The sequence below is a fragment of the Micromonospora globosa genome, from assembly GCF_000717585.1.
Lineage (GTDB): Bacteria > Actinomycetota > Actinomycetes > Mycobacteriales > Micromonosporaceae > Micromonospora > Micromonospora aurantiaca.
Window position 1 is genome coordinate 315,810 of the sequence record NZ_JNZR01000001.1, and the last position, 21,106, is coordinate 336,915.

18 protein-coding genes are annotated in these 21,106 nt (G+C 73.7%); 7 read left to right on the forward strand and 11 right to left on the reverse strand.

All coding sequences use genetic code 11. The features are described from left to right. Positions 1-562: 562 nt before the first annotated feature. The 7 genes from IF06_RS0101115 (at position 563) to IF06_RS0101145 (ending at position 9,138) form a co-directional block, all read left to right on the forward strand. Complete coding sequence (locus tag IF06_RS0101115; RefSeq protein WP_232236582.1) at positions 563-1,645, forward strand: ROK family transcriptional regulator; 1,083 nt, start codon at positions 563-565, stop codon at positions 1,643-1,645. Between the two features lie 260 nt (positions 1,646-1,905). Then, complete coding sequence (locus IF06_RS0101120) at positions 1,906-2,958, forward strand: extracellular solute-binding protein (RefSeq protein WP_030268350.1); 1,053 nt, start codon at positions 1,906-1,908, stop codon at positions 2,956-2,958. A 61-nt stretch (positions 2,959-3,019) separates the two neighbouring features. Continuing rightward, complete coding sequence (locus tag IF06_RS0101125) at positions 3,020-4,093, forward strand: ABC transporter ATP-binding protein (RefSeq protein ID WP_030268352.1); 1,074 nt, start codon at positions 3,020-3,022, stop codon at positions 4,091-4,093. Beyond that, positions 4,090-5,838 (forward strand): ABC transporter permease, encoded by a 1,749-nt coding sequence (locus IF06_RS0101130; protein ID WP_013476376.1) that lies wholly within the window; start codon positions 4,090-4,092, stop codon positions 5,836-5,838. The genes IF06_RS0101125 and IF06_RS0101130 overlap by 4 nt, the downstream gene beginning before the upstream one ends. Beyond that, positions 5,826-6,647 (forward strand): creatininase family protein, encoded by an 822-nt coding sequence (locus tag IF06_RS0101135; RefSeq protein WP_013476377.1) that lies wholly within the window; start codon positions 5,826-5,828, stop codon positions 6,645-6,647. The genes IF06_RS0101130 and IF06_RS0101135 overlap by 13 nt, the downstream gene beginning before the upstream one ends. Positions 6,648-6,688: 41 nt before the next feature. Next, on the forward strand, positions 6,689-8,143 hold the full coding sequence (locus IF06_RS0101140; RefSeq protein WP_030268353.1) for an argininosuccinate lyase: 1,455 nt from the start codon (positions 6,689-6,691) through the stop codon (positions 8,141-8,143). A gap of 95 nt (positions 8,144-8,238) precedes the next feature. Then, positions 8,239-9,138 carry an ROK family protein gene (locus IF06_RS0101145; RefSeq protein ID WP_013286931.1) on the forward strand — a complete coding sequence of 300 codons (900 nt, stop codon included), beginning with the start codon at positions 8,239-8,241 and terminating at the stop codon, positions 9,136-9,138. Between the two features lie 70 nt (positions 9,139-9,208). Here IF06_RS0101145 and IF06_RS0101150 read toward each other — a convergent pair whose 3' ends face one another. From IF06_RS0101150 to IF06_RS0101200, 11 genes are read right to left on the reverse strand one after another with little or no spacing between them, the layout of a single operon-like run. After that, positions 9,209-9,958: an enoyl-CoA hydratase gene (locus IF06_RS0101150; RefSeq protein ID WP_030268354.1), complete on the reverse strand. Its 750-nt coding sequence runs from the start codon at positions 9,956-9,958 to the stop codon at positions 9,209-9,211. Continuing rightward, complete coding sequence (locus tag IF06_RS0101155) at positions 9,955-12,069, reverse strand: acyl-CoA dehydrogenase family protein (RefSeq protein ID WP_030268355.1); 2,115 nt, start codon at positions 12,067-12,069, stop codon at positions 9,955-9,957. The genes IF06_RS0101150 and IF06_RS0101155 overlap by 4 nt, the downstream gene beginning before the upstream one ends. Next, positions 12,066-12,794, reverse strand: a complete 729-nt coding sequence (locus tag IF06_RS0101160) for a hypothetical protein (RefSeq protein ID WP_030268356.1) — start codon at positions 12,792-12,794, stop codon at positions 12,066-12,068. Before IF06_RS0101160 ends, IF06_RS0101155 begins: the two co-directional genes overlap by 4 nt. Continuing rightward, positions 12,791-13,585: a CoA transferase subunit A gene (locus tag IF06_RS0101165; protein WP_030268357.1), complete on the reverse strand. Its 795-nt coding sequence runs from the start codon at positions 13,583-13,585 to the stop codon at positions 12,791-12,793. The genes IF06_RS0101160 and IF06_RS0101165 overlap by 4 nt, the downstream gene beginning before the upstream one ends. Next, a complete protein-coding gene (locus IF06_RS0101170; protein ID WP_030268359.1) occupies positions 13,582-14,427 on the reverse strand; it encodes an SDR family oxidoreductase in 846 nt (281 codons plus the stop codon). Before IF06_RS0101170 ends, IF06_RS0101165 begins: the two co-directional genes overlap by 4 nt. Further along, the gene (locus IF06_RS0101175; protein WP_030268361.1) at positions 14,424-15,827 is read right to left on the reverse strand and encodes a 3-hydroxyacyl-CoA dehydrogenase NAD-binding domain-containing protein; all 1,404 of its coding nucleotides are present in this window, start codon (positions 15,825-15,827) and stop codon (positions 14,424-14,426) included. The genes IF06_RS0101170 and IF06_RS0101175 overlap by 4 nt, the downstream gene beginning before the upstream one ends. Further along, the gene (locus IF06_RS0101180; protein WP_030268363.1) at positions 15,824-16,990 is read right to left on the reverse strand and encodes a thiolase family protein; all 1,167 of its coding nucleotides are present in this window, start codon (positions 16,988-16,990) and stop codon (positions 15,824-15,826) included. Before IF06_RS0101180 ends, IF06_RS0101175 begins: the two co-directional genes overlap by 4 nt. Beyond that, positions 16,990-18,324: a phenylacetate--CoA ligase family protein gene (locus IF06_RS0101185; RefSeq protein ID WP_030268366.1), complete on the reverse strand. Its 1,335-nt coding sequence runs from the start codon at positions 18,322-18,324 to the stop codon at positions 16,990-16,992. The genes IF06_RS0101180 and IF06_RS0101185 overlap by 1 nt, the downstream gene beginning before the upstream one ends. Continuing rightward, on the reverse strand, positions 18,321-18,959 hold the full coding sequence (locus IF06_RS0101190) for a TetR/AcrR family transcriptional regulator (RefSeq protein ID WP_013286922.1): 639 nt from the start codon (positions 18,957-18,959) through the stop codon (positions 18,321-18,323). The genes IF06_RS0101185 and IF06_RS0101190 overlap by 4 nt, the downstream gene beginning before the upstream one ends. Next, positions 18,956-19,789 carry a cyclase family protein gene (locus tag IF06_RS0101195; protein ID WP_052166115.1) on the reverse strand — a complete coding sequence of 278 codons (834 nt, stop codon included), beginning with the start codon at positions 19,787-19,789 and terminating at the stop codon, positions 18,956-18,958. Before IF06_RS0101195 ends, IF06_RS0101190 begins: the two co-directional genes overlap by 4 nt. Beyond that, positions 19,786-20,940, reverse strand: a complete 1,155-nt coding sequence (locus IF06_RS0101200) for an acyl-CoA dehydrogenase family protein (protein WP_013286920.1) — start codon at positions 20,938-20,940, stop codon at positions 19,786-19,788. Before IF06_RS0101200 ends, IF06_RS0101195 begins: the two co-directional genes overlap by 4 nt. Positions 20,941-21,106 lie beyond the last annotated feature (166 nt).

Genomic DNA, 21,106 nt, shown 5'->3' on the forward strand with positions numbered 1-21,106 from the left:
GTGCTGCGGCTGGGGACGGTCGGCCCGGCACGGGCCGGCTGACACGGTGGCTCGTGCCGGGCCGTGTTGCAGACAGCTGTCCACAGAGGACCGTGAGGTCCTCGGGGGTCGTGGTGCTCGACAACGGGATGGTGGTGCTCGCGCACCGTCACGGCGTGAGCGGTACGCACGGTGGCGACGTCGGTCCACCGGAAGGCCTTCGGGCCGTAACCTAGGGATCTTGCGAAGGCGTCGTCAATAGCTCCGGACGACTTTCTTCCTTATCCGAATAAACGATCGCCCCTGCTCAGGGCGATCACTCGGAGGTCGGCCGTGACGTGCGGGCAGTCTTTGTCCAGGTTTGGCACCCCAATGTGGACCACAGGGCTCGGTTTTGCGCGACATGTCGGGCTGGCCCCGGCGCGACCGGCTTGTCGGCCGCAGAATTTTCCCTGGTCGGCGGACCGAGATCATCTCGTTACTTGACGCCAGAATTTTTTCTCACTAGGAAGAAAGTGTGTCTGACAAAGCCCCGACCAGTCCGGTCAGCCGTGAGCGGTCCCGTGAGATCAAGCGTCTCTCGGTGATCTTGGCCGCCCGGCAGGCCCGGCGGCTGTCCCGCGTGGATCTGGCCGAGATGACCGGCCTCTCGGCGGCCACCGTGACCGCGCTCGTGCGGGAACTCGTCGCCGAGGGTTACCTCATCGAACGCGGTCCCGGCGCGCCCACCACCGGCCGGCCCCGGGAGATGCTCGAGTTCAACCCCCGCGCCGAGCTCGTCGCGGCGGTGTCGCTGGAGCCGCCCCGGATCAGCTGCGAGATCGCCGACAGTGAGGGCGCGGTCATCGCGCACCGCGTCGCGCGGCTCGGCGCGAACGTGGTGGAGACCGTCTGCGAGTTCGTCCTCGACCTGGTCGGCGACAACCTGCCCTCGCTCCGCGGCGTCGCCATCGCGGTGCCCGGCGTGTCCAGCAACGGTGCGGTACGCCTCGCGCCGTCGGTCGGACTGGTCGAGGCGTGGCCGATCGGCGAATCCGTGCAACGGCGGCTCGGCGTACCCGTGGTCGTCGACAACGACGTCAACCTCATGGCCGCCGGCGAGTGCGTGGCCGGCGCCGGCGCGGACGTGGCGAACCTGTTGCTGATCCACGTGGCCGACGGCATCGGCGCCGGCCTCGTGCTCGACGGCAAGGTCCGCCGCGGCGCCAGCGGAGCCGCCGGCGAGGTCGGCTTCCTGCCGCTCGGCGGCGCGACCGAGCGCCGCTACAGCGGCGTCGGCGAGTTCGAGGCCCGGTGGTCGGTCAACGCCATCGCGGAGCGGGTCGTCGCGCTCAACCCGGGCCGCCGGCCCGAGTCACCGGTACGGGAGCTGAGCGGGCTCGCCGCGACCTCGGCGCCCGCCCGCGAGTACCTCGACGAGGTCCTCGGCGCCTGGGCCGGGCTCATCCTCTCCTGCGCCTGCGTCGTCGATCCGGGGCTGGTGCTGCTCAGCGGCGCCGCGGCGGAACTCGACGACGCGGCCCTCGACCAGCTACAGACCCTCGTCTCCGCCCGGACCCCGGCTCCCACCGAGGTACGCCGGGCCACCCTCGGCGACCAGGCCGTGCTGCACGGAGCCATCAGCTACGCGCTCTCGGCCGCGGTGCCCCGACCCTCGCTTCCCTGACCACCACCTGACCCCGGCCCCCGACGACCCCGACGCCCCCGACCCCGACACCCACCCCACCGTCACCGTCACCGTCGCGGCGACCGCGTCCGTATCCCGGACGACCGGTCGCGGCGCGATGCGGCGCGCCCCGGTCCGGGCGCGATCCGCGGACCTTCGACCCCGTCCCGGGGAACCGGCGAACCCGCCGGCGCCCCGGGTCGGGATCGCACACCGTCTTTCCCCGCTCCCGATAGTTCCCCCGCAAAATGGAGGTACCAATGAAACGTCGTTTGGCCCTGGCCGTCGCGTTCAGCGCGCTGCTGGCCGTCAGCGCGTGCGGCAGCAGCGACGACGACAAGGACACCGGCTCCTCCGGCTCCGCGTCGGCCGAGAAGGTCGTCATCTACAGTGCCCGCGACAAGTCGGTCACCGACTACGTCGTCGAGCAGTTCACGACCAAGAACCCCGAGTACAAGGGCAAGGTCGAGGTGCTCAACATGGGCGCCCAGGAGGTGCTGGAGCGGGTCCGCGCCGAGAAGGCCAACCCGCAGGCGTCGGTCTGGTGGGGCGGCACCCAGCAGGGCCTCGCCGCCGGCGCGTCCGAGGGCCTGCTGGAGTCCTGGCAGCCGTCGTTCGCCTCGAAGATCGACGCGCGGTACAAGGACGCCGAGGGCCGCTGGTTCGGCGAGATCCTGCTGCCCGAGGTCATCATGTACAACAACAAGGCGCTGACCCCGGAGACCGCGCCGAAGGACTGGGACGACCTGGTCGACCCGAAGTGGAAAGACAAGATCATCATCCGGGACGTGGCCGCCTCCGGCACCATGCGCTCGATTTACGCCTCGATGATCCAGCGCTTCACGGCCGACGGGTCCAACCCGCAGCCCGGCTACGACTGGCTGCGCAAGCTCGACGCCAACACCGTCGAGTACGCGGCCAACCCCAGCGACCTCTACCTGAAGATGTCGCGTGAGCAGGGCGTGGTGAGCGCCTGGAACCTCCAGGACATCCTGCTCCAGGCCAACGAGAAGATGCCGTTCGGCTACGTCATGCCGGTCTCCGGCGCGCCGGTGCTCGTCGACGGCGTGGCCGCGGTCAAGGGCGGCAACAGCGAGGGCGCGAAGAAGTTCCTCGAGTTCCTGTTCGACGACTCGCTGCGGGCCAGCCTGGCCAAGGACTACTTCCAGATCCCCGCTGTCGACATCGCCGAGAAGCCCGAGTGGCTGACCAAGCTCGACCTCAAGCCGATGAACGTCGACTGGAACGTGATCGGCAAGAACGAGACCGCCTGGATCACCCACTGGAACGCCCAGATCAAGGGCAAGGGCTAAGACGCTCGGAACCGGGCCGTGCTCCGGCACGGCCCGGCTTCGTCCTGGAAGGACCCACGAAATGATCGATGTCCGACTGACGGCGGTCAGTAAGCGCTTCGCCAAGTCGAGCGACTCCGCGGCGGTCGATGACGTCACCGTCACCATCGGAGCCGGCGAGTTCTTCACGCTGCTCGGGCCGAGCGGCTGCGGCAAGACGACGACGCTGCGCATGGTGGCCGGCTTCTACTTCCCGACGTCCGGTCACATCCACTTCGGCGACGACGACGTCACCCACTGGACGCCGAACAAGCGGGACACCGGCATGGTGTTCCAGAACTACGCGCTGTTCCCGCACATGACGGTGGCGCAGAACGTCGCGTACGGGCTCAAGGTCCGCCGGGTCTCCCGCGCCGAGCAGGCCCGGCGGGTCACCGAGGCGCTCGAACAGGTGCACCTCGCCGGCTACGGCGACCGGCGCATCGACGCGCTCTCCGGCGGCCAGCAGCAGCGCGTCGCGCTGGCGCGGGCCCTGGTGATCCGTCCCCGCACCATGCTGCTCGACGAACCGCTGTCGAACCTCGACGCGAAGCTGCGCGAGGAGACGCGTGCCGAGATCCGGCGGATCCAGCGGGAGAGCGGCACCACCTCGATCTACGTCACGCACGACCAGGCCGAGGCGATGGCGATGTCGGACCGGATCGCCGTCATGGAGTCCGGCCGGGTCCAGCAGGTCGGCACCCCGCACGAGGTCTACTACCAGCCCGCGAACGCGTTCGTGGCCCGGTTCATCGGACGCAGCAACGTGCTGAGCCTGCCGGTGACCGGCGCGGCGGAGCAGCGCGTCCAGGTACGCCTGCCCGGCGGCGCCACGATCGAGGTAGGCGCTCCCGCCGGACACGGGCTCACCGAGGGTGACACCGCACTGGTCTCCGCCCGCCCCGAGCACATCGCGCTCGGCGGCGACGACGACACCGCGGCCATGCGCGGCCGGGTCAGCCACGTCGAGTTCACCGGCATGGCCACCCACGTCACAGTCGACGTCGACGGTGACGAGGTGATGGCCGCACTGGTCGACGCGCCCGCCGGCATCGGGCTCGGCGACGTCGTGGGCCTGCGGCTCGCACCCGAGCGGCTCTGGGTGGTCAAGCCGTGACCGCTGCGACCCCGACCGCCCCCGGCTGGGCGGCGGCCCTCGGCCGGCGCCTGGCCGGCGGGGCGAACTCCCGATGGTTCCCCTACCTGCTGGTGCTGCCGCTGGTCCTGGTGCTGTGGGGCTTCGTCGTCCAGCCGATGTTCGCCACCTTCCGGGAGAGCGTCAGCGCCAACGGCACCGACAACTACCTCCAGTTCCTCTCCTCCTCCGGGGTGGCCCGCGAGTCGCTGTTCACCTCGCTGTTCATCTCGGCCGCGAGCGTGCTGCTCTGCGGCGTCGTCGGCGTGGCGATGGCGTTCCTGCTCAAGCGGTTCCACTTCCGCGGCCGGCGGCTCATCGAGGCGTTCATCCTGGTGCCGGCGGCCCTGCCGCCGCTGATCGGCGCCGTGTCCTTCCAGCTGCTCTACAGCAACATCGGCATCGTGCCGCGCGGCCTTCAGGCGCTGCTCGGCACCGAGAAGCCGGTCCTGGCCTTCGACGGGATCGCCGGTGTGCTGGTGGTGCACACGTTCACCATGTACCCGTTCTTCTTCCTGGCCGCCTCCGCGGCGCTGGCCGGGATGGACCCGTCGGTCGAGGAGGCGGCGTACAACCTCGGCGCGGGCCGGGTACGCGTGTGGCGCACCGTCCTGCTGCCGATGCTCACCCCGGCGCTGATCTCGGCGTCGCTGCTGGTCTTCATGACGTCGCTGGCGTCCTACACCGCGCCACTGCTGTTCAACGTCAGTCAGACCATGACGATGCAGATCTACATCAACCGCACCAACGGCGACCTGCCGATGGCCTCGGCGTACGCATCCGTGCTCGGCATCGTCTCGATCATCTTCCTGCTGGGCATGCGCTGGTACGAGGGGCGGCGCAACTACCAGTCGCAGTCCAAGGGCGTCTCGGCGGTCCGGCGGGAGATCACCAACCCGGTCGGCCGCTGGCTCGCGCCGCTCGCCTCGGTGCTGGCCACGCTGGTCCTGCTCGCCCCGGTCGGCGCGATCGCGCTCGTCGCGTTCTCCGAGGACCGGTCCTGGACCACCGAGGTGCTGCCGCCGACGTACACGTTCGAGAACTTCGTCACCATCTTCACCGACCCCAAGGCGTTCCAGCCGATCCTCAACTCGGTGCAGATGAGCCTCATCGCGGTCGTGGGCTGTGTGGTGATCGGCGTGCTGATCGCGTACGCGGTGCGGCGGCTGAAGTTCGTCGGGCGCGGCCTGCTCGACGTGGCCGTGATGATCGCCTGGGCACTGCCCGGCACGGTCGTGGCGATCAACCTGATCTCGGCGTTCAGCACCGGCAACGCGTTCAGCTTCGGGCAGGTGCTGGTCGGCACGTTCTGGATCCTGCCGCTGGCCTACTTCGTGCGGTTCCTGCCGATCGTGTTCCGGTCCAGCTCCGCGACGCTGGCCCTGATCGACCCGTCGCTGGAGGACGCCGCGCGTAACCTGGGCGCCTCCTGGCTGCGCGCGTTCTACACGATCACCGTGCGGCTGATGCTGCCCGGTGTGCTGGCCGGCGCGCTGCTGGCGTTCGTGCACGGCGTCGGCGAGTTCGTCGCCTCGGTGCTCATCTACACCTCGTCGACGGTCCCGATCTCGGTCGCCATCAACAACCGCATGTACAGCTTCGAGCTGGGCACCGCGGCCGCCTACGGCATGCTCCAGGTGCTGCTCATCTTCGTGGTGATGTGGTTCTCCGGACGGCTGGAGAGCAGCCGCACCGCGACCCGGAGGGCCGAGCAGTGGACGAACTGATCGAGCGGTGGCGGACCGGGGGAGGGCTGCTTCCGGTCACCCGGGTACCCGGGCACGCGTTCGCCGCCGTGACCGAGGCGGCCGACCTGGCGGTGCTGCCGGTCGGCGCGGTCGAGTGGCACGGTCCGCACCTGCCGATCGGTACCGACCTGATCCTGGCCGAGGGCTTCGCCGGGGAACTGGCCACCGGGTCCGCCCGGGCGGTGCTGTTCCCGGCCACGCCGTACGCCGCCTGCCCGGGCCAGACCCGGCCGTGGCCGGGCACTGTGGCGCTGCGGCCGGAGATCGCCGTCGGCTACCTCGCCGACGTGCTCGCCGGCATCGTCGAGGCGGGCTTCACCCGGGTGCTCGTGGTCAACGGGCACGACGCCAACATGTCCACCGTCCGCGCGGCGATGGAGTGGGTGTCCGGGCGGCACCGGGCCAGCATGATGCTGGTGAACTGGTTCCAGCTGGTCGGCCCGGACGAGACCACCGAGATGTTCGGTGAGCTGCCCGCCCGGGGGCACGGCGGCGCGTACGAGAGTTCCGCCGTGCTCGGCTTCGACCCGGCCGCGGTACGCCTGGACGCGGCGCCGGACCTGCCGCCCAAGCCGAAGCTGCCCACCCCGTACCCGTACGTGCTGGTGGAGTCGCGCCCCGACCCCTGGCAGGGCTGGTCGGGCCACGTCTCGCTGGCAGGCGAGGAGGCCGGCGGCCGGATCCGCGCCACCGCCGGCACCCGCCTGCGCGAGCTGGTCGGGGCGTGGCTCGCCGCGCCGCTGCCGGGACCGCCCGGCGCCGACCGGCCGGACCAGCCGGCCGGATGACAGTTACGCCCCAGGACCACGCACCACCTCGGGAGGCCTCCATGAGCCCGTCACTGACCGTCTACCAACAGCACCACCTCCGCGTCGTGTTCGACCACCACGTCGCCCACCTCTACCCGGCGATGGTCACGGCCAGCAAGGCCCACGTCGTCATGCTCGCCGAGCAGGGGCTGATCTCCGACGACGCCGCCGCGACGATGCTGCGCGGCCTGGTCGCCCTCGCCGCGGACCGGCCGGAGGAACTGGAGTACGACGGCAGCGTCGAGGACGTCTACTACACGCTGGAGAAGCGCCTCGCCGCCGCGGCCGGCATCGAGGTGTCGCAGCTGAGCGTGCAGCTCGCGCGTAGCCGCAACGACCTCGACGCCGGCGTCTTCCGGATGGTGCTGCGCGACCAGCTGCTCCAGGTGCTCGACGCGCTGCTGGCGACCGGCCGTACCGTGCTGGACCGCGCGGACCGGCACGCCGACGTGGTGATCACCGGCTACACGCACCGCCGCCCGGCCCAGCCGACCAGCATCGGGCACGTCTTCGCCGGCTACGCCGAGGCGCTCGCCGGCGAGGCCGCCGCGTACGCCGGCCTGCTGGACGAGATGAACCGCTCGCCGCTGGGCTCCTGCGCCTTCGCCGGCACCGACCTGGACATCTCGCCCCGCCGGCTGGCCGACCTGCTCGGCTTCGACCAGCTCATCGTTAACTCGTACGAGGCGGTGGCCGGCGCCGACCACCTGGTCCGGGTCGCCACGCTCAACGCGCAGGCGCTCGCCACCGGCGCCCGGCTGGCCCGCACCCTGATGGACTGGCTGAGCTGGGGCTGGGTGGTCACGCCCGGCGAGTTCACCCAGGGCAGCAGCATCATGCCGCAGAAGCGCAACCCGGTGGTGCTGGAACACCTCGTCTCGATGGCCGGCGCCGCCGCTGCCGACGCGGCGAGCGTGCTCAACAACGTCGGCGCCGCCTGGTGGGAGGACTCGAACAACGCCACCACCGACGTGCAGTCCCGGCTCTGGGACGGCGACGACCGGGCGTACCGGTTCTTCTCGCTGCTCGGTGGCCTGATCGAGAAGCTGGACCCGCAGCGCCCGCCGTCCGGCGAGGAGATCGTCGCCTCCGGCGCCACCACCACCGCGGCAGCCGACGCGCTGGCCCGCCACGGCGTGCCGTTCCGCGGCGCCCACTCGCTGCTCGGCCGGCTGGTCCGCGGCGGCGCCCCGGCGACCTGGACCGAGGATCTGGTCCGGTCCACCGCCGCCGACCTCGGTCTGGCGCTCGACGACGCCGCGGTACGGGACCTGCTGGCCGCCGCGGTCCGCCCGGAACTCGTGCTGCGCCGCGCCCAGGCCGACGGTCCCGGCGAGGCGGCCGTCCGGGACCAGGTCGGACGACTGTCTACAATGCTCGACGCGGTGCAGGAGCGGGCGCAGGCGTTGCGCGAGCGGCTGACCCGTGCCGACGCGGCTCTCGCCGAGGCGGTCGCGGCGAGGGTAGGCCTGTGACGGGGCGGCAGCCGCAGCTGGCCGTGGTCGCGGACGTCGTGTCGCGGCGACCACGTGATCTGGACCGACGGCCCGAAGGGCGATCTGACATCACCATGGAACGACCGGCAAATCCGCGCCTGCTCGGCATCGACTTCGGCGGCACCAAGATGGCGATCGGCGTGGGCGACACCGACGGCCGGCTGCTCGTCTCCGAGCGCCTGCCCACGATCGCCGAGCGGGGCGCGCAGCAGGCCCTCACCCGGGCGCTGGACCGGGCGTGCGAACTCGCCGAGCAGACCGGCGGCACGATCGTCGCGGCCGGCATCGCCTCGCCCGGCGTCGTCCACGACGACGGCATCGAACTGGCGCCGAACGTGCCCGGCTGGGAGCAGTTGCGGCTGGGCGAGGCGGTCCGCGCCCACCTCAACCTGGCGCACGTGCGGGTGACGAACGACCTGAAGGCGGCCGCCTACGCCGAGCTGCGGCTCGGGGCCCTGCGCGACGCCGATCCGGGCCTCGTCGTCGGGCTCGGGACCGGGGTGGCCGCCGCGGTGACGGTCAACGGCGAGGTGCTGCCGGGCCGCCACGGCGCGGCCGGCGAGATCGCCTACGGACTGACCGACCTCAGCTGGCCGCCCCGCCTGGAACCGATGCTGGAGGCGACGTTCTCCGGCCGGGCCCTGGACGAGCTGGCGCAGCGCCTCGGCGTGGACGGCCGGGCCGCCGGCCTGTGCGCGGCGGCGGAGCAGCCCGGCCCGGTACGGGAGCAGCTCCGCCTGCGCGTCGACGAACTGGCCCGCCAGCTGGTCACGTGCTGCCTGCTGCTCGACCCGCAGCGGATCGTGCTGGTCGGCAGCGTCGCCGGCAACGACCTGGTGCGGGAGCTGCTGACCGAGCGGCTCACCCACACGCTGCCGTACCCGCCGGAGATCGTGCTGTCGGACTTCGCGCAGGACGCCGCGCTGCTCGGCGCGCTCGTCATGGCCACCGAGGCACAGCCCGCCGTGGTCTGACCGGAGCGGCGGCGTGACGCCGCCGGGCGGGGCGCACAGCGGCGCCCCGCCCGGTCCCGCGGCGGACGGGTCACCTGCGGAACGCGGCCACCGCCTCCTGGATCGCCGGCCCGGTCGCCGAGGACGCCTGGGCCCACGACTCGAACTCCAGGGCGGCCGCGAAACCGGCCGTCTCCGCGGTGCGTACCGATGTCTTGATGTCCCGGGCCAGCGCCGGGTCCAGCGCCGCCCACCGTTCGGCCCGATCGTGCGCGGCCGCCAGCGGGTCGTCGGCGAGCGTCGCGGCGAGCCCGACGCGTACCGCCTCGGGGCCGTCCACGCTCCCGCCGTCGAGCAGCAGTTGCAGGGCGCGTTCCGGGCCGAGCGCCCGGGTGAGGAACCAGGTGCAGCCTCCGCCGGGGTGCAGGCCGAGCTTCGTGAACGAGGCGATCAGCTTCGCCTTCGGCCCGACGATCCGGGTGTCGCACGCGAGCGCCAGGTTCAGCCCGGCGCCCACCGCCGGTCCCTGCACCGCGGCGATCGTCGGGATCGGCAGCGCCCGTACCCGCAGGAAGCTGTCGTAGATGCGGTGCAGGTCGGCGCGGATCTCCGCGACGCCGCGGCCTGGTTCGCCGAACATGGCGGGCAGGTCGGCGCCGGCGCAGAACGCCGTGCCCGCGCCGGTGACCACGAGCGTGCGGGCGTGCCGGTCGGCGGCCACCTCGGCGATCGCGTCGCCGAGCGCGTCGCGCATCTCCGCGTCGATGGCGTTGCGCCGGTCCGGGTCGTTCAGCGTGAGCGTCCAGCGCCCGTCCGCGTTGTGCAGTTCCACTTTGCTCATGACTCAGCCTCCTGATCGGTCAGCCAGGACCAGACGCCCGCGCTGCCGCGCGGCACCAGCGCCGCACCGAGCGTGGCGGCCCAGAACTGCTGGGTGCCGTTCTCGTCCCGCCAGGACCAGAGCCTGCGGGTGGACAGGTGCAGCGGGTGCTCACGGGTGACGCCCATCGCCCCGTGCAGCTGGTGCGCGCCGCGCGCCACGATCGTCGCGGCCCGGCCGGTGAGCACCCGCGCGGCGGCGACCCGCAGCGGGTCCGGCCCGGCCAGCGCGGCGTCCAGCGCGGTGCCGGCGAGCAGCGTGTGCGCGGTCATCCGGGCCAGGGTCTGCCCGACCGCCTGGAACGCCAGCAGCGGCCGGCCGAACTGCTCCCGCGTCGTCACGTGCTGCCGGGTGTGCTCCACAGCCGTCTCCAGCGCGCCGGTGAGCGCGGCGGCGGTCAGCAACGCCGCCTCGGCGCGTACCGCCCCGGCGGGCCCGACGCCGGTGAGCCGCATGTCGCCGGTGACCGGCACGTCGAACACGACGTCGTCGCGCGGCTCGGCGGCCAGGTTGCGGCCGGGCGTGACCCGCACGCCGGGGTGGTCGGCGGGCACCACGAACGCCTCGTCGCCCGCGTACACCAGCAGTGTCCGCGCGGCGGCGGCCCACGGCACGCGGGCAGCCGTGCCGCGCAGCCGCCCGCCGGCCACCGCGAGCCCGTCGCCGGCGACCACGGTGGCGACGCCCTCGGGCAGGCCGCGACCGGCGGCGGCGAGCTGCCGGGCGGCCAGCACGGTCCCGGCCAGCGGCAGGGAGACACCGTGGCGACCCAGCCCGCGCACGAGCGCGGCCAGGTCGGCGAGCGTGCCGCCCGAGCCGCCCGCGTCCTCCGGCACCGACACCCCGGTCCAGCCCAGCCCGTGCACTGTGGACCAGAGCGTGGGCAGGCCGTCCGGGTCGCCGCCGTGACCGCCGAGCACGTCGTCGGTCAGCTCCCGCAGCTCGTCGCCGCCGCGCCGGGGCGCGCGGGCGGCGCCCTTGGCGATGATGGTGCGCAGCACCTCGGTGGTGCCGCCGCGGATCGAGAAACCCGGCGCGGCCAGCAGCCCCTGGGCGAGCAGCCCGGCCGGTCCGTCGCCGTCGGGGTCAGGCTCGACGTCGAGCACGGTACGGGCGATCTCGTTGACGTCGGCCTCGAACTCGGTGCCCAGGTCCTTCAGCACCGCCGCGGCGTGCACCGGGGCCTGCCCGGCGTCCAGCTCACCGGCGATGCGCCAGGCCAGGCCGCGCAGCCCGGCCAGCCGGGCCAGCGCCTCGCCCAGCGCGGCGTCCGCGTCCCGCCGCGCGGCGCACGCGTCGACGGTGGCGGCCAGCAGCGGGTACGTGCTGAGCACCCGCTCCATCCCGCCGCGCTCGAAGGACAACTGCTCGGTGACCTGCGTCCAGCCGTTGCCGGCGGTGCCCAGAACATGGTCGCCGGGCACCCGCACGTCGTCGAAGACGACCTCGTTGAAGTGGTGCTCGCCGCGCAGATCGACGATCGGCCGGACGGTGACGCCGGGCGCGGACATGTCCACGATCAGCTCGGTCAGGCCCTCGTGCCGGTCGCCGCCGGTGCCGGTGCGGCACAGCACGTACGCGTGCGTGGACCGGTGGGCGTGACTGGTCCAGATCTTGCCGCCGGTGAGCCGCCAGCCGTCGCCGTCCGGGCGGGCGGTGGTGCGCACCGAGGCGAGGTCGCTGCCGGACTCGGTCTCGCTCATGCCGAGGCAGAACGTCACCGCACCGGCGGCGATCGCCGGCAGGTACCGCTCGCGCAGCGCGGGGGAGCCGTACCGCAGGACGGCCGGGCCGATCTGCCGGTCCGCGATCCAGTGCGCGGCCACCGGCGCCCCGGCGCGCAACAGTTCCTCGGTGACCACCAGCCGGGCCCGGTTCGAGCGGGCCTGCCCGCCGTACTCGCGCGGCCAGGTCAGGCCGATCCAGCCCCGGTCCGCCAGCGCGCGGCTGAACTCCGTGTCGTACGAGCGCAGCCACGCGTCGCACACCGGCCGGAACCGGTCGCCGTCACGCCACTCACCGACCAGCTTCCGTACCTGCCGGCGCAGCTCACCGAGATCGTCGTCAGTCATCCTCTGTCCGTTCCCTTCGCCACTGAGTAGCCCCGTACGGCGGCGCGCCGCAGCACGCCCACGGCCGCGGCGCGTTCGGCCGCGGCGACCGGCGGCCGGGGCGCCGCGCCGTCGACGGGTACGCCGAGCGCGGTCAGGTGGGCACGCAGCACCTCGCCGTCCGCGGTGACCTCCTCCAGCCGCGGATCGGCGCCGAGCCGCACCACGCCCCACCGGGTGTGCAGCCGCACCAGCGCGTCCGGGGCGGGCGCGGCGGTCACGTGCTCGACCGCGCGCACGATCCGGCGTGGATCCCGTGCGCCGTGCAGCAGCACCAGTTCCCGTGCCGCCGCCGCGATGTCGGCGGCGCCCCCGCCGCCGGGCAGCCGCACCGTGGGCCGCTCCCGGGGGCCCAGGTACGACGAGTTGATCCGGCCGCGCAGGTCGACGTTGCCGGCGTCGAGCACCACCCGGTCGAACCGGTGGCCCATCGCCAGGAGCACGTCGGCGGTGCCGCCCAGCCAGCCGAACCCGCCGGCGTACGCCGGGTAGTCGGTGGTGCTGGTCGGCACGTCCGCGCCGGGCCGGTGCGCGCTGGCGCCGGCCTCGAAGACCTGGCTGAACGGTTCGCCGGGCAGCGCGTACGCGCACTGGCCGGCGAGCACCGGCCAGTGGAAGCCGGTGAACACCCAGCCGCCGCGCCGGAACTCCCGCGCCGCCCGGACCAGGAAGTCCGCTGTGGTCACAGCACCTCCTCGGCCAGCCACCGCCGGAAGCCGTCGGCGGTGGCCGAGCGGCGGGCATACCGCTGGTACGCCTCGACGTCACGCGGGTACCGGCCGACCGCGCCGTCGGGGTGTACCGCGCCGGGGGACTCGACCACCGCGTCGACGAGCAGCCCGGGGATGCTGATCCCGGCGGCGCGTACCGTCTCGGCGTCGGTGACCTGCTCGGCGACGAGCACGGTGCGCCGGGCCGCCTGGGCGGCCACGAGCACCTCACCGAGCGGGCCGCGGATCACCCCGTTGCCGTCGGCGTCGGCCAGGTCCACGTGGACGAACGCCACGTCGGGCCGCTCGGCGCGGACCACCCGGGCCGGCCCGAACGCCGAGTCCACCGAGGACAGCCGCCCCCGGCTCCAGTCCTCGTCCAGGTAGCCGGTGCCGGGCAGGTCCGGCACCGGCATGAACGGCACCCGCCAGGCGCCCGCGGTGAGTGCTGCGGTGAGCAGCCCGAGGCTCAGCTCGTGCAGCGTGACGCGGGTGTCGCCGTCCTGCGTGGCGCGCCGGAAGTTCCAGGCGGGCGCCGGGCCGACCGGGCTCCAGCAGTGGCCGTACGTGGCCGAGCGCAGCACCCCGGCGCCGAGCAACTGGTCCATCAGCAGCCCGCCGGAGGCGATCACCACGTCCACGTCCCGGATCCGCTGCCGGATCATCTCGTGGCCCACGGCGAACAGTTGCGCGCCGAAGTTGCCCAGGTAGACCCGCCGTCCGGGGCGTACGTGCTCGGCCACGACGTCGGCGAGGGCGCGGCTCACCGGTACGCCTCCGCCAGCATGTGCAGCCCCGGTCCCAGGTGTGCGCCGCCGTCGAGCTGGATGAGCTGGCCGGTCATCATGGCGGCGGCCGGGCCGGCCAGGAACGCCACCAGCTCGGCGACCTCCTCGGCGCGGGTCGGGCGGCGCAGCGGCGTGGCCCGGTCCACCAGGTTGTCCCGGACGTGCCGGTCGGCCTCGGCGTCGAGCGCGGCGGTGTGCACCGTGCCCGGTCCGAGGCAGTTGAGCCGGATACCGTCGGCGGCCCACTCCAGGGCCAGCGTGCGGGTCAGCCCGAGCACGCCGGCGCGGGCCGCGACGGCGTGCGCCATGCCCTGCCCGCCGCGTTCCACCCCTGACAGCGACATGTTCACCACCGCGCCGCGGGTGCGCCGCAGGTACGGGTACGCGGCGGTGGTCAGGTGGAAGACGCTGGTGAGGTTCAGGTCGACGACTGCGGCCCAGCCGCCCGCCGAGATCCGCGTGGCCGGGGCGAAGAACTGCCCGCCGGCGTTGTTCACCAGCAGGTCGATGCCGTGCGCCTCGCCTGCCTCGGCGAGGGTGGCTGCGGCGCGGTCGTGGTCGCGGACGTCGCAGACCGCGTACGTGTAGCGGCCGCCCCCGGTGGCCGCCTCGCCGGTGATCGCCTCGCCGGTGATCGCCTCGCCGGTGGCGGCGAGCGTGTCGGCGTGCCGGCCCAGCCCGGTGACGTGGGCGCCCAGCTCGGCCAGGCGTATCGCGACCGCCCGGCCGATGCCGCTGCCGGCGCCGGTGACCACCGCGTGCCGCCCGGCGAGCACACCCGCGCGCAGCACGGCCACGCCGGTGTCGTCCCCCGGCGTCACCGGGCGGCCCTCGCCTCACCGATCGCCTGCCGCCGCAGCAGTTGCGCCGGCCGGTAGCGGGGGTCGCCGAACGCGTCGGCCATCGACCGCAGGGCCTCGTACACGGTCCCCGCCCCGGCGGCCCGCAGCGTCTCGAACGGGCCGCGCGGATGGTTCATCGCCAGGCGCAATGCCACGTCCACGTCGTCGGCGGTGGCGGTGCCCTCCTCGACCACAGTGGCCGCCTCGTTCACCAGGCAGTGGGCGAGCCGATCGCCGACCAGGCCGGGCAGCGCCGGCACCCGCACCGACGACGCGCCGAGGTGGTCCAGCAGCCGGTTGACGAAGCCGGGGACGGCGACGCCCGCGACCGGGTCCTCGACCACCTCGGCGAACACGGCGTCGTCGGCGCGCCGGTGCAGCCGGATCCAGCCGACGTCGGCGGGCAGCACCTCGGCCCAGCCGGCGTCGGAGCTGTCCAGCACCACGTTCTGCCGGGCCGCCAGCCGGGTCAGCTCCGCCACCCGCTGCGGGGTCGGCGCGCCGAGGCTCACCACGCGGGCCGCCGGACCGTTCGGCGCCCCGGGCCGCCGGACCACCCGGGCGTTGGCGTCGCGCGGCGGCTCGACGGCGTAGTCGTAGAAGCCGCGGCCGGCGGCCTTGCCGGTCAGGCCGGCCCGGACCAGGCCACGCACCTGGGGGATGGGCCGGTAGCGGGGGTCGCCGAACTCGCGCAGCGCGGTCTCCGACGAGGCCAGGTGCGTGTGCAGCCCGGTGAAGTCGAGCAGTTGCAGCGGACCCATCGGGTGCCCGAGCGCGCCCCGGGCGACCGCGTCCACCACCGCCGCCTCGACGCCCTGCGCGAGGAGGAGCTGCGCCTCGTAGTACAGCGGCCGGCAGACCCGGTTGACGATGAAGTTCGGCGAGTCCCGGCACACCACAGCGGTCTTGCCGAGCGACTCCACGAGCGCCAGCGCCCGCCGCACCGTCGCCTCGCCGGTGGCCGCACCGACGATCACCTCCACCAGGCGCATCCGGGTGGGCGGGTTGAAGAAGTGCAGCCCGAGCAGGCGTTCCGGGGCGCCGAACGCGCGGCCCATCTCGTTGACGCTCAGCGACGAGGTGTTGGAGGCGACGAGCAGGTCCGGCCCGCCCGCGGCGGCGACCCGGGCGAGCAGGTCGCGCTTGGCGGCCATGTCCTCCACGATCGCCTCGATCAGCACGTCCGCGCCGGCGAGCGCGGTCTCGACGTCGGCGGCGGCGCCGAGGTCGCCGGTGGCGCCGTCGGCGCGGATCCGCTCCAGGCCGGCGCGGCCCAGCTCGGCGGTGGCGTCGACGACCCGGACGGTGTGCCCCGCCCCGGCGAGGACCTGCGCGATGCCCCGGCCCATCGGGCCCAGGCCGACCACGACGGCGATCACCGGGTCACCCGCTCGATCACGGCGGCGATGCCCTGTCCGCCGCCGACGCACAGGCTCGCCACGCCGTACCGGCCGTCGCGGCGGGCCAGCTCGTGCAGCAGCGAGACGATCAGCCGGGCGCCGCTCTGTCCGGTCGGGTGGCCGAGGGCGATCCCGCCGCCGTTGACGTTCACCCGCTCCTCGTCCAGGCCCAGCGCGCGCACGTTCTGCACGATCTGCGCGCCGAACGCCTCGTTGATCTCGAACAGGTCCACGTCGGCGGCGGTCAGCCCGGCCCGGTGCAGGGCCAGCGGAATGGCCTCGGCCGGTCCGACGCCCATCATCGTCGGGTCCACGCCGACGGCCGCGAACCCGACGATCCGGCCCAGCGGGGTCAGCCCGTACCGCCGTACCGCCTCGCCGCCGGCCACCACGACCGCGGCGGCGCCGTCGGCCATCTGGCTGGCGTTGCCCGCGGTGACCGTGCCGCCGTCGGTGAACGACGGGCGCAGCCGGGCGAGCCGTTCCGGTGTGGTGTCGGGGCGTACCGTCTCGTCGCGGTCCAGCTCGTCCAGCGGCAGGACCTCCTGCGCCATCGCGCCGGACTCCCAGGCCCGGGCCAGCCGCTGGTGGCTGCGCGCCGACCAGGCGTCCTGGTCGGCGCGGGACACGCCGAACTCGCGGGCGACCTTCTCCGCGGTCTCGCCCATGCTCAGGCCGCAGATCGGGTCGGTGCCGCCGTCGCGCCAGCCGTCCTGGAGCAGGACGTCGCCGCGGCGCACACCGTCCCAGCGCAGCGTGTACGGCGCCAGGTACGGCATCGTGCTCATGCTCTCCGCGGCCACCGCCAGTGCCACGTCGGCCTCGCCGGACCGCACCGACCGGTGCGCGAGCTGCACCGCCTTGAGGCCGGAGGCGCAGGCCATGTTGATGGTCTGCGCGGGCGTCGGCACCGGCACGCCCGCCGCCAGCGAGATCTGCCGTCCCGGGTTCGGGCCGTTGCCCGCCTGGCGGCAGTTGGCGACCACCGTCTCGTCCACCGCCTCGGCGGGCACCCCGGCCCGCTCCAGCGCCTCGGCGCCGGCCAGCCCGCCCAGACGCACCACCCGCACGTCGCGCAGCGCGCCGCCGTACCGGCCGTGCGGGGTACGCACGGCGCCGACCAGGAACGCTTGCCTGTCCATCACGGAACCTTCCGGTCGGCGCGTACGACGCGCTTGCTCTTGTGGGTGCTGCGCGGCAGCGTGCCCTCGGGAACGGTCTCCACCACCGCGCGCACCGTCAGCTCGGCGCGCACGGCGTGCGCCAGCTCGCGGGCCACCCGCTGGCCGTCGCCGGTCACCTCGACGCGCAGCTTGATGCCGGTGAGGTAGCCGGTCACCGGGTCGGTGACGTCCTCGTCGAGGACGATGAGGTATTCGCCGCAGGCGCCGGGCGTGGCCCGGACGACCTGCTCGACGGCGGACGGGAACAGGTTCACCCCGCGTACCACGAGCATGTCGTCGGCCCGGCCGACGACGCCGCCCGGCAGCCGGGCGAGCGTGCGCCCGCACGGGCAGGCGGTGCTGTCGCGGACCACCACGTCGCCGGTGGCCCACCGCACCAGCGGGCTCGCCCGCTTGTCCAGGTGGGTGAGCACCAGCAGGCCGGGTGCGCCGTCGGGCACCGGCTCGTGGGTGTACGGGTCGAGCACCTCGGCGTACGCGAAGTCCTCGGCCAGGTGGCCGCCGGCCTGTTCCTCGCACTCCCAGGCGATCGGCTGGAACTCCAGGCTGCCGTACCCGTCGAAGCACTTGGCGCCCCAGCGCTGCTCGATGTGCGCGCGGGTGGCCGGCACCCCGGCGCCGGGTTCGCCGCCGACCTGGATCCGCCGCACCGGCGAGTCGCGCAGCGGCGTGCCGGCGCGTTCCGCGGTCTCGGCCAGGTGCAGCATGAACGACGGCGTCCCGCCGACGGCTGTGGTGCCGTACCGGAAGATCGTGTCGATCTGACGCTGGGTGTCGCCGGACCCGGCGGGCAGCAGCGTCACGCCGATGCGCTGGTAGCCGGCTGTCGCGCCGAGCCCGCCGACGAACCAGGCGTAGCTGAACAGGCACTGGTACACGTCGGTGTCCCGCACGCCCTGGCTGTACGCGGCCCGCGCGTACAGGTCGGCCCAGCGGTCCAGGTCGTGCGCGGTCCACAGCACCGGAGTCGGGTTCGAGGTGGTGCCGGAGGAGAAGTGCACGCGGCGGCGGTCCGCGACCGGCGCGGCGACGGCGCTGCCCCACGGCGGGTGGGCGGCCAGGTCGGCCACGTAGTCGGCCTTGCCGACCAGCGGCAGGCGGCGCAGGTCGGCCAGTTCCCGGACGTCGCCCGGGTGGAAGCCGAGCGCGTCCCACCGGGTGCGGTAGAAGTCGCTGGCGGCGTACACGTAGGACAGTTGCGCCTTCAGGCGGGTGAGCTGGTACGCGGCCAGCCGCTCGCGCGGCCACGTCTCGGCCTCGTGCCAGTGGCGTTCGGAGAACGGCCCGGTCATCGCGGGCTCCGGCGCAGCCCGCCGACGATGAAGTCGGCGTACTCGTCGGCGAGCCGCTGGCGGGTGTTGTAGTCGCCGCGCTGCGGGTCGTACCAGAGGCTGATCCAGTTCAGCGCGCCGAGCAGCGGCTTGGTGGCCAGCCGGCTGTCCACCTCGCGGAACACCCCGGCCTTCCGGCCCTCGTCGATGACGTCGGCGAAGATCTGCTCGTACCGGTCGCGCATGGCGATCACGGTCTCCAGCGCCTGCTGCTGGGCCGGGGCCTCGCCGAGACGGCGCATCTCGACCGCGCGCATCGCCACCCGCTGGAACGAGTTGCGGGTCATCATCAGCCCGGCGTGGTGGTGCGCCATCCGCCAGAGCCGGGTGGCCGGGTCGAGGCCGCCGTTGCCGGCGATCGGCTCGATTCCGTCGATCAGCTCCTGCATGCCGGTGGTGACGATGTCCAGGAAGACGTCCGCCTTGGCCCGGTAGTAGTGGTAGACCCGGCCCTTCGTGGCGCCCATCTCGCGGGCGATGTCGTCGATGGTGGTGGCCGCGTACCCGTTGCGGGTGAACGCGGTGGCGGCGGCCTCCAGGATGTCCCGCCGGCCGGGGGCGGCCGGGCGCGCAGCGGTCTCGTCGTCGGCGGTCATGCGGTGGTCTCCGGTGCGGTGGTGTCGGGTACGACGGCGAGCGGGCGGATCGGTGACCCGGTGCCGCCCCGGATGGACAGCGGGGCGGCGATGAAGAAGAAGTCCCAGACCTCCTCGGCGGCCAGCGGCGCGAGGTTCATCGCCTCCATGATCGGCACGCCGTGGTCGACGAGCAGGTGGCAGTGCACCGCCAGCGCGGGGCTGGGCATGTGCTCGAACGCGATGGTGTCCGCGCCTGCAGCCACCACGCCGTGGTCGGTGAGCCAGCGCGCGCCGCTGACGTCCACGCCGGGTGCGCCGGTGGCGACACCGAGGTACGCGGCGTTGTCCGTCCACTTCTCGTCCCAGCCGGTACGCACCAGCACCACGGCGCCGGGGCGGGGGCGGGGCCGGTCGGCGAACCAGCGCTCGAACAGCTCCGCGCCGACGCCGTCGGCGGGTGTCAGCGGCCGGCCGAGCGCGACTGTCGCGTCCACCAGGTGACCGGGCGCCAGCATCGGCGGCAGCTCGTGCACCGACACGTCCGGCACCCCGTCGGCGTACGACTGGCTCGCGGTCACGTCCACCCCGCCGTACACCTTGCCGAGCCGGGAGACGTGGGCGAGCCCGTCGACGTGGGTGCCCACGTGCCCGCCCGTGGTGATCATCTCGGCGGCGGCGGAGACGCCGTCCGGGTACATGATCTCGCCGTGCCGCTTGGTCAGCGTGAAGCTGTACGGCGGGTGGTTCGGGTGGTGCGGGATGCCGGTGTACATCTGCTGCGCCAGGTCGAACACCCGGGTCGGGCCGGACGCGGGCCAGTCGACGTTCAGCCGCCAGGACGCGCTCATGCCGCCACCGACGCCTTGATCGCCCGGCCCAGCACCAGCCGCTGGATCTCCGAGGTGCCCTCGTAGATCTCCAGGATCCGCTGGTCCCGGTAGAGCCGCTCGGCGGGGCAGGGCTTGCAGAAGCCGTCGCCGCCGAACACCTGCACGGCCGTGTCGACCGCCCGGTGCGCGACCTCGCTGGCGTACAGCTTGGCCATCGCGCCGAGGATGCCGACGTCGCCGCCCTCCTGATGGGTGCGGGCGGCCTCGAAGGTGATCATCCGGGCGGCGGTGATGCCGGTGGCGACGTCCGCCAGCGGGAACGAGATGCCCTGGTTGTCGATGATCGGCCGGCCGAACGTCTCCCGCCGGGCCGCCTCCCGCGACGCGACGTCGAAGCCGGCCAGGGCGACGCCGAGCGACTGGGCGGCGACGCTGATCCGCCCGGCGGACAACGTCTGCATGGCCAGCCGCATGCCCCGGTTCAGGTCGCCGAGCACGTCGCCGTCGGGCACCCAGGTGTCCAGCTTGAGGTTGCTGGTGAGCGTCCCGCGGATGCCCATCTTGTCCTCGTACCTGTCGATGACCACGCCGTCGGCGTCCTTGTCCACCAGGAACGCGGTGATGCCGCGGGTGCCGGCCTGCGGGTCGGTGAGCGCGAAGACCACGTAGTAGCGCGACGCGCCGCCGTTTCCGATGTAGATCTTCTCGCCGCGCAGCCGCCAGCCCGCGCCCTCGCGCTCGGCTGTGGTGCGGATCCGGGCGGCGTCGCTGCCGGCGCCCTCCTCGGTCAGCGCGAAGCTGATCGCCTCGCCCCGGGCCAGGCCACCCAGGTAGCGCTCGCGCTGCTCGGGGGTGCCGGCCAGCACCAGCGGGGTGGCGCCGAGCGCGTACGCGGTGAGGATCGCGCCGGTCGACGGGCAGGCGCGGGAGACCTCCTCGATGACCGCGCAGGCGGTCACGAACGACGCGCCCCGCCCGCCGTGCTCGCGTTCCACGAGCAGCCCGGCCAGCCCTTCCTCGACGAGCACCCGCACGCTCTCCCACGGGTAGCGCTGCTCCCTGTCGAGTTCCTCGGCCAGCGGCGCGAAGTGGCGCGCCGCCACGTCCCGGGCGAGGTCGCGCCAGTGGCGGCCCTCGTCGTCCAGGCGTGGCTCCCAGATCACGGACACGTGGTGCCTCCCGGTTCTCCGGCGCGGGCCGGTCGTTGCGCCGCACGCCATACCGTTGCGTATGTCAAGATGTCTAGGCGGTGCGCTGGAAGTGTGTCAAGCGCTTCCCGGATGCTGTTTTCCCTTGTGTCGTGCGCTTGCCAAGCCGTCCGCGAAGATCTTGACG

Bases quoted from the DNA above. Each gene is read 5' to 3' on its own strand.
- IF06_RS0101120 (WP_030268350.1), top strand. From the start codon at position 1,906: ATGAAACGTCGTTTGGCCCTGGCCGTCGCGTTCAGCGCGCTGCTGGCC.
- IF06_RS0101125 (WP_030268352.1), top strand. From the start codon at position 3,020: ATGATCGATGTCCGACTGACGGCGGTCAGTAAGCGCTTCGCCAAGTCG.
- IF06_RS0101140 (WP_030268353.1), top strand. From the start codon at position 6,689: ATGAGCCCGTCACTGACCGTCTACCAACAGCACCACCTCCGCGTCGTG.
- IF06_RS0101145 (WP_013286931.1), top strand. From the start codon at position 8,239: ATGGAACGACCGGCAAATCCGCGCCTGCTCGGCATCGACTTCGGCGGC.
- IF06_RS0101150 (WP_030268354.1), bottom strand. From the start codon at position 9,958: ATGAGCAAAGTGGAACTGCACAACGCGGACGGGCGCTGGACGCTCACG.
- IF06_RS0101155 (WP_030268355.1), bottom strand. From the start codon at position 12,069: ATGACTGACGACGATCTCGGTGAGCTGCGCCGGCAGGTACGGAAGCTG.
- IF06_RS0101180 (WP_030268363.1), bottom strand. From the start codon at position 16,990: ATGGACAGGCAAGCGTTCCTGGTCGGCGCCGTGCGTACCCCGCACGGC.
- IF06_RS0101185 (WP_030268366.1), bottom strand. From the start codon at position 18,324: ATGACCGGGCCGTTCTCCGAACGCCACTGGCACGAGGCCGAGACGTGG.
- IF06_RS0101190 (WP_013286922.1), bottom strand. From the start codon at position 18,959: ATGACCGCCGACGACGAGACCGCTGCGCGCCCGGCCGCCCCCGGCCGG.
- IF06_RS0101195 (WP_052166115.1), bottom strand. From the start codon at position 19,789: ATGAGCGCGTCCTGGCGGCTGAACGTCGACTGGCCCGCGTCCGGCCCG.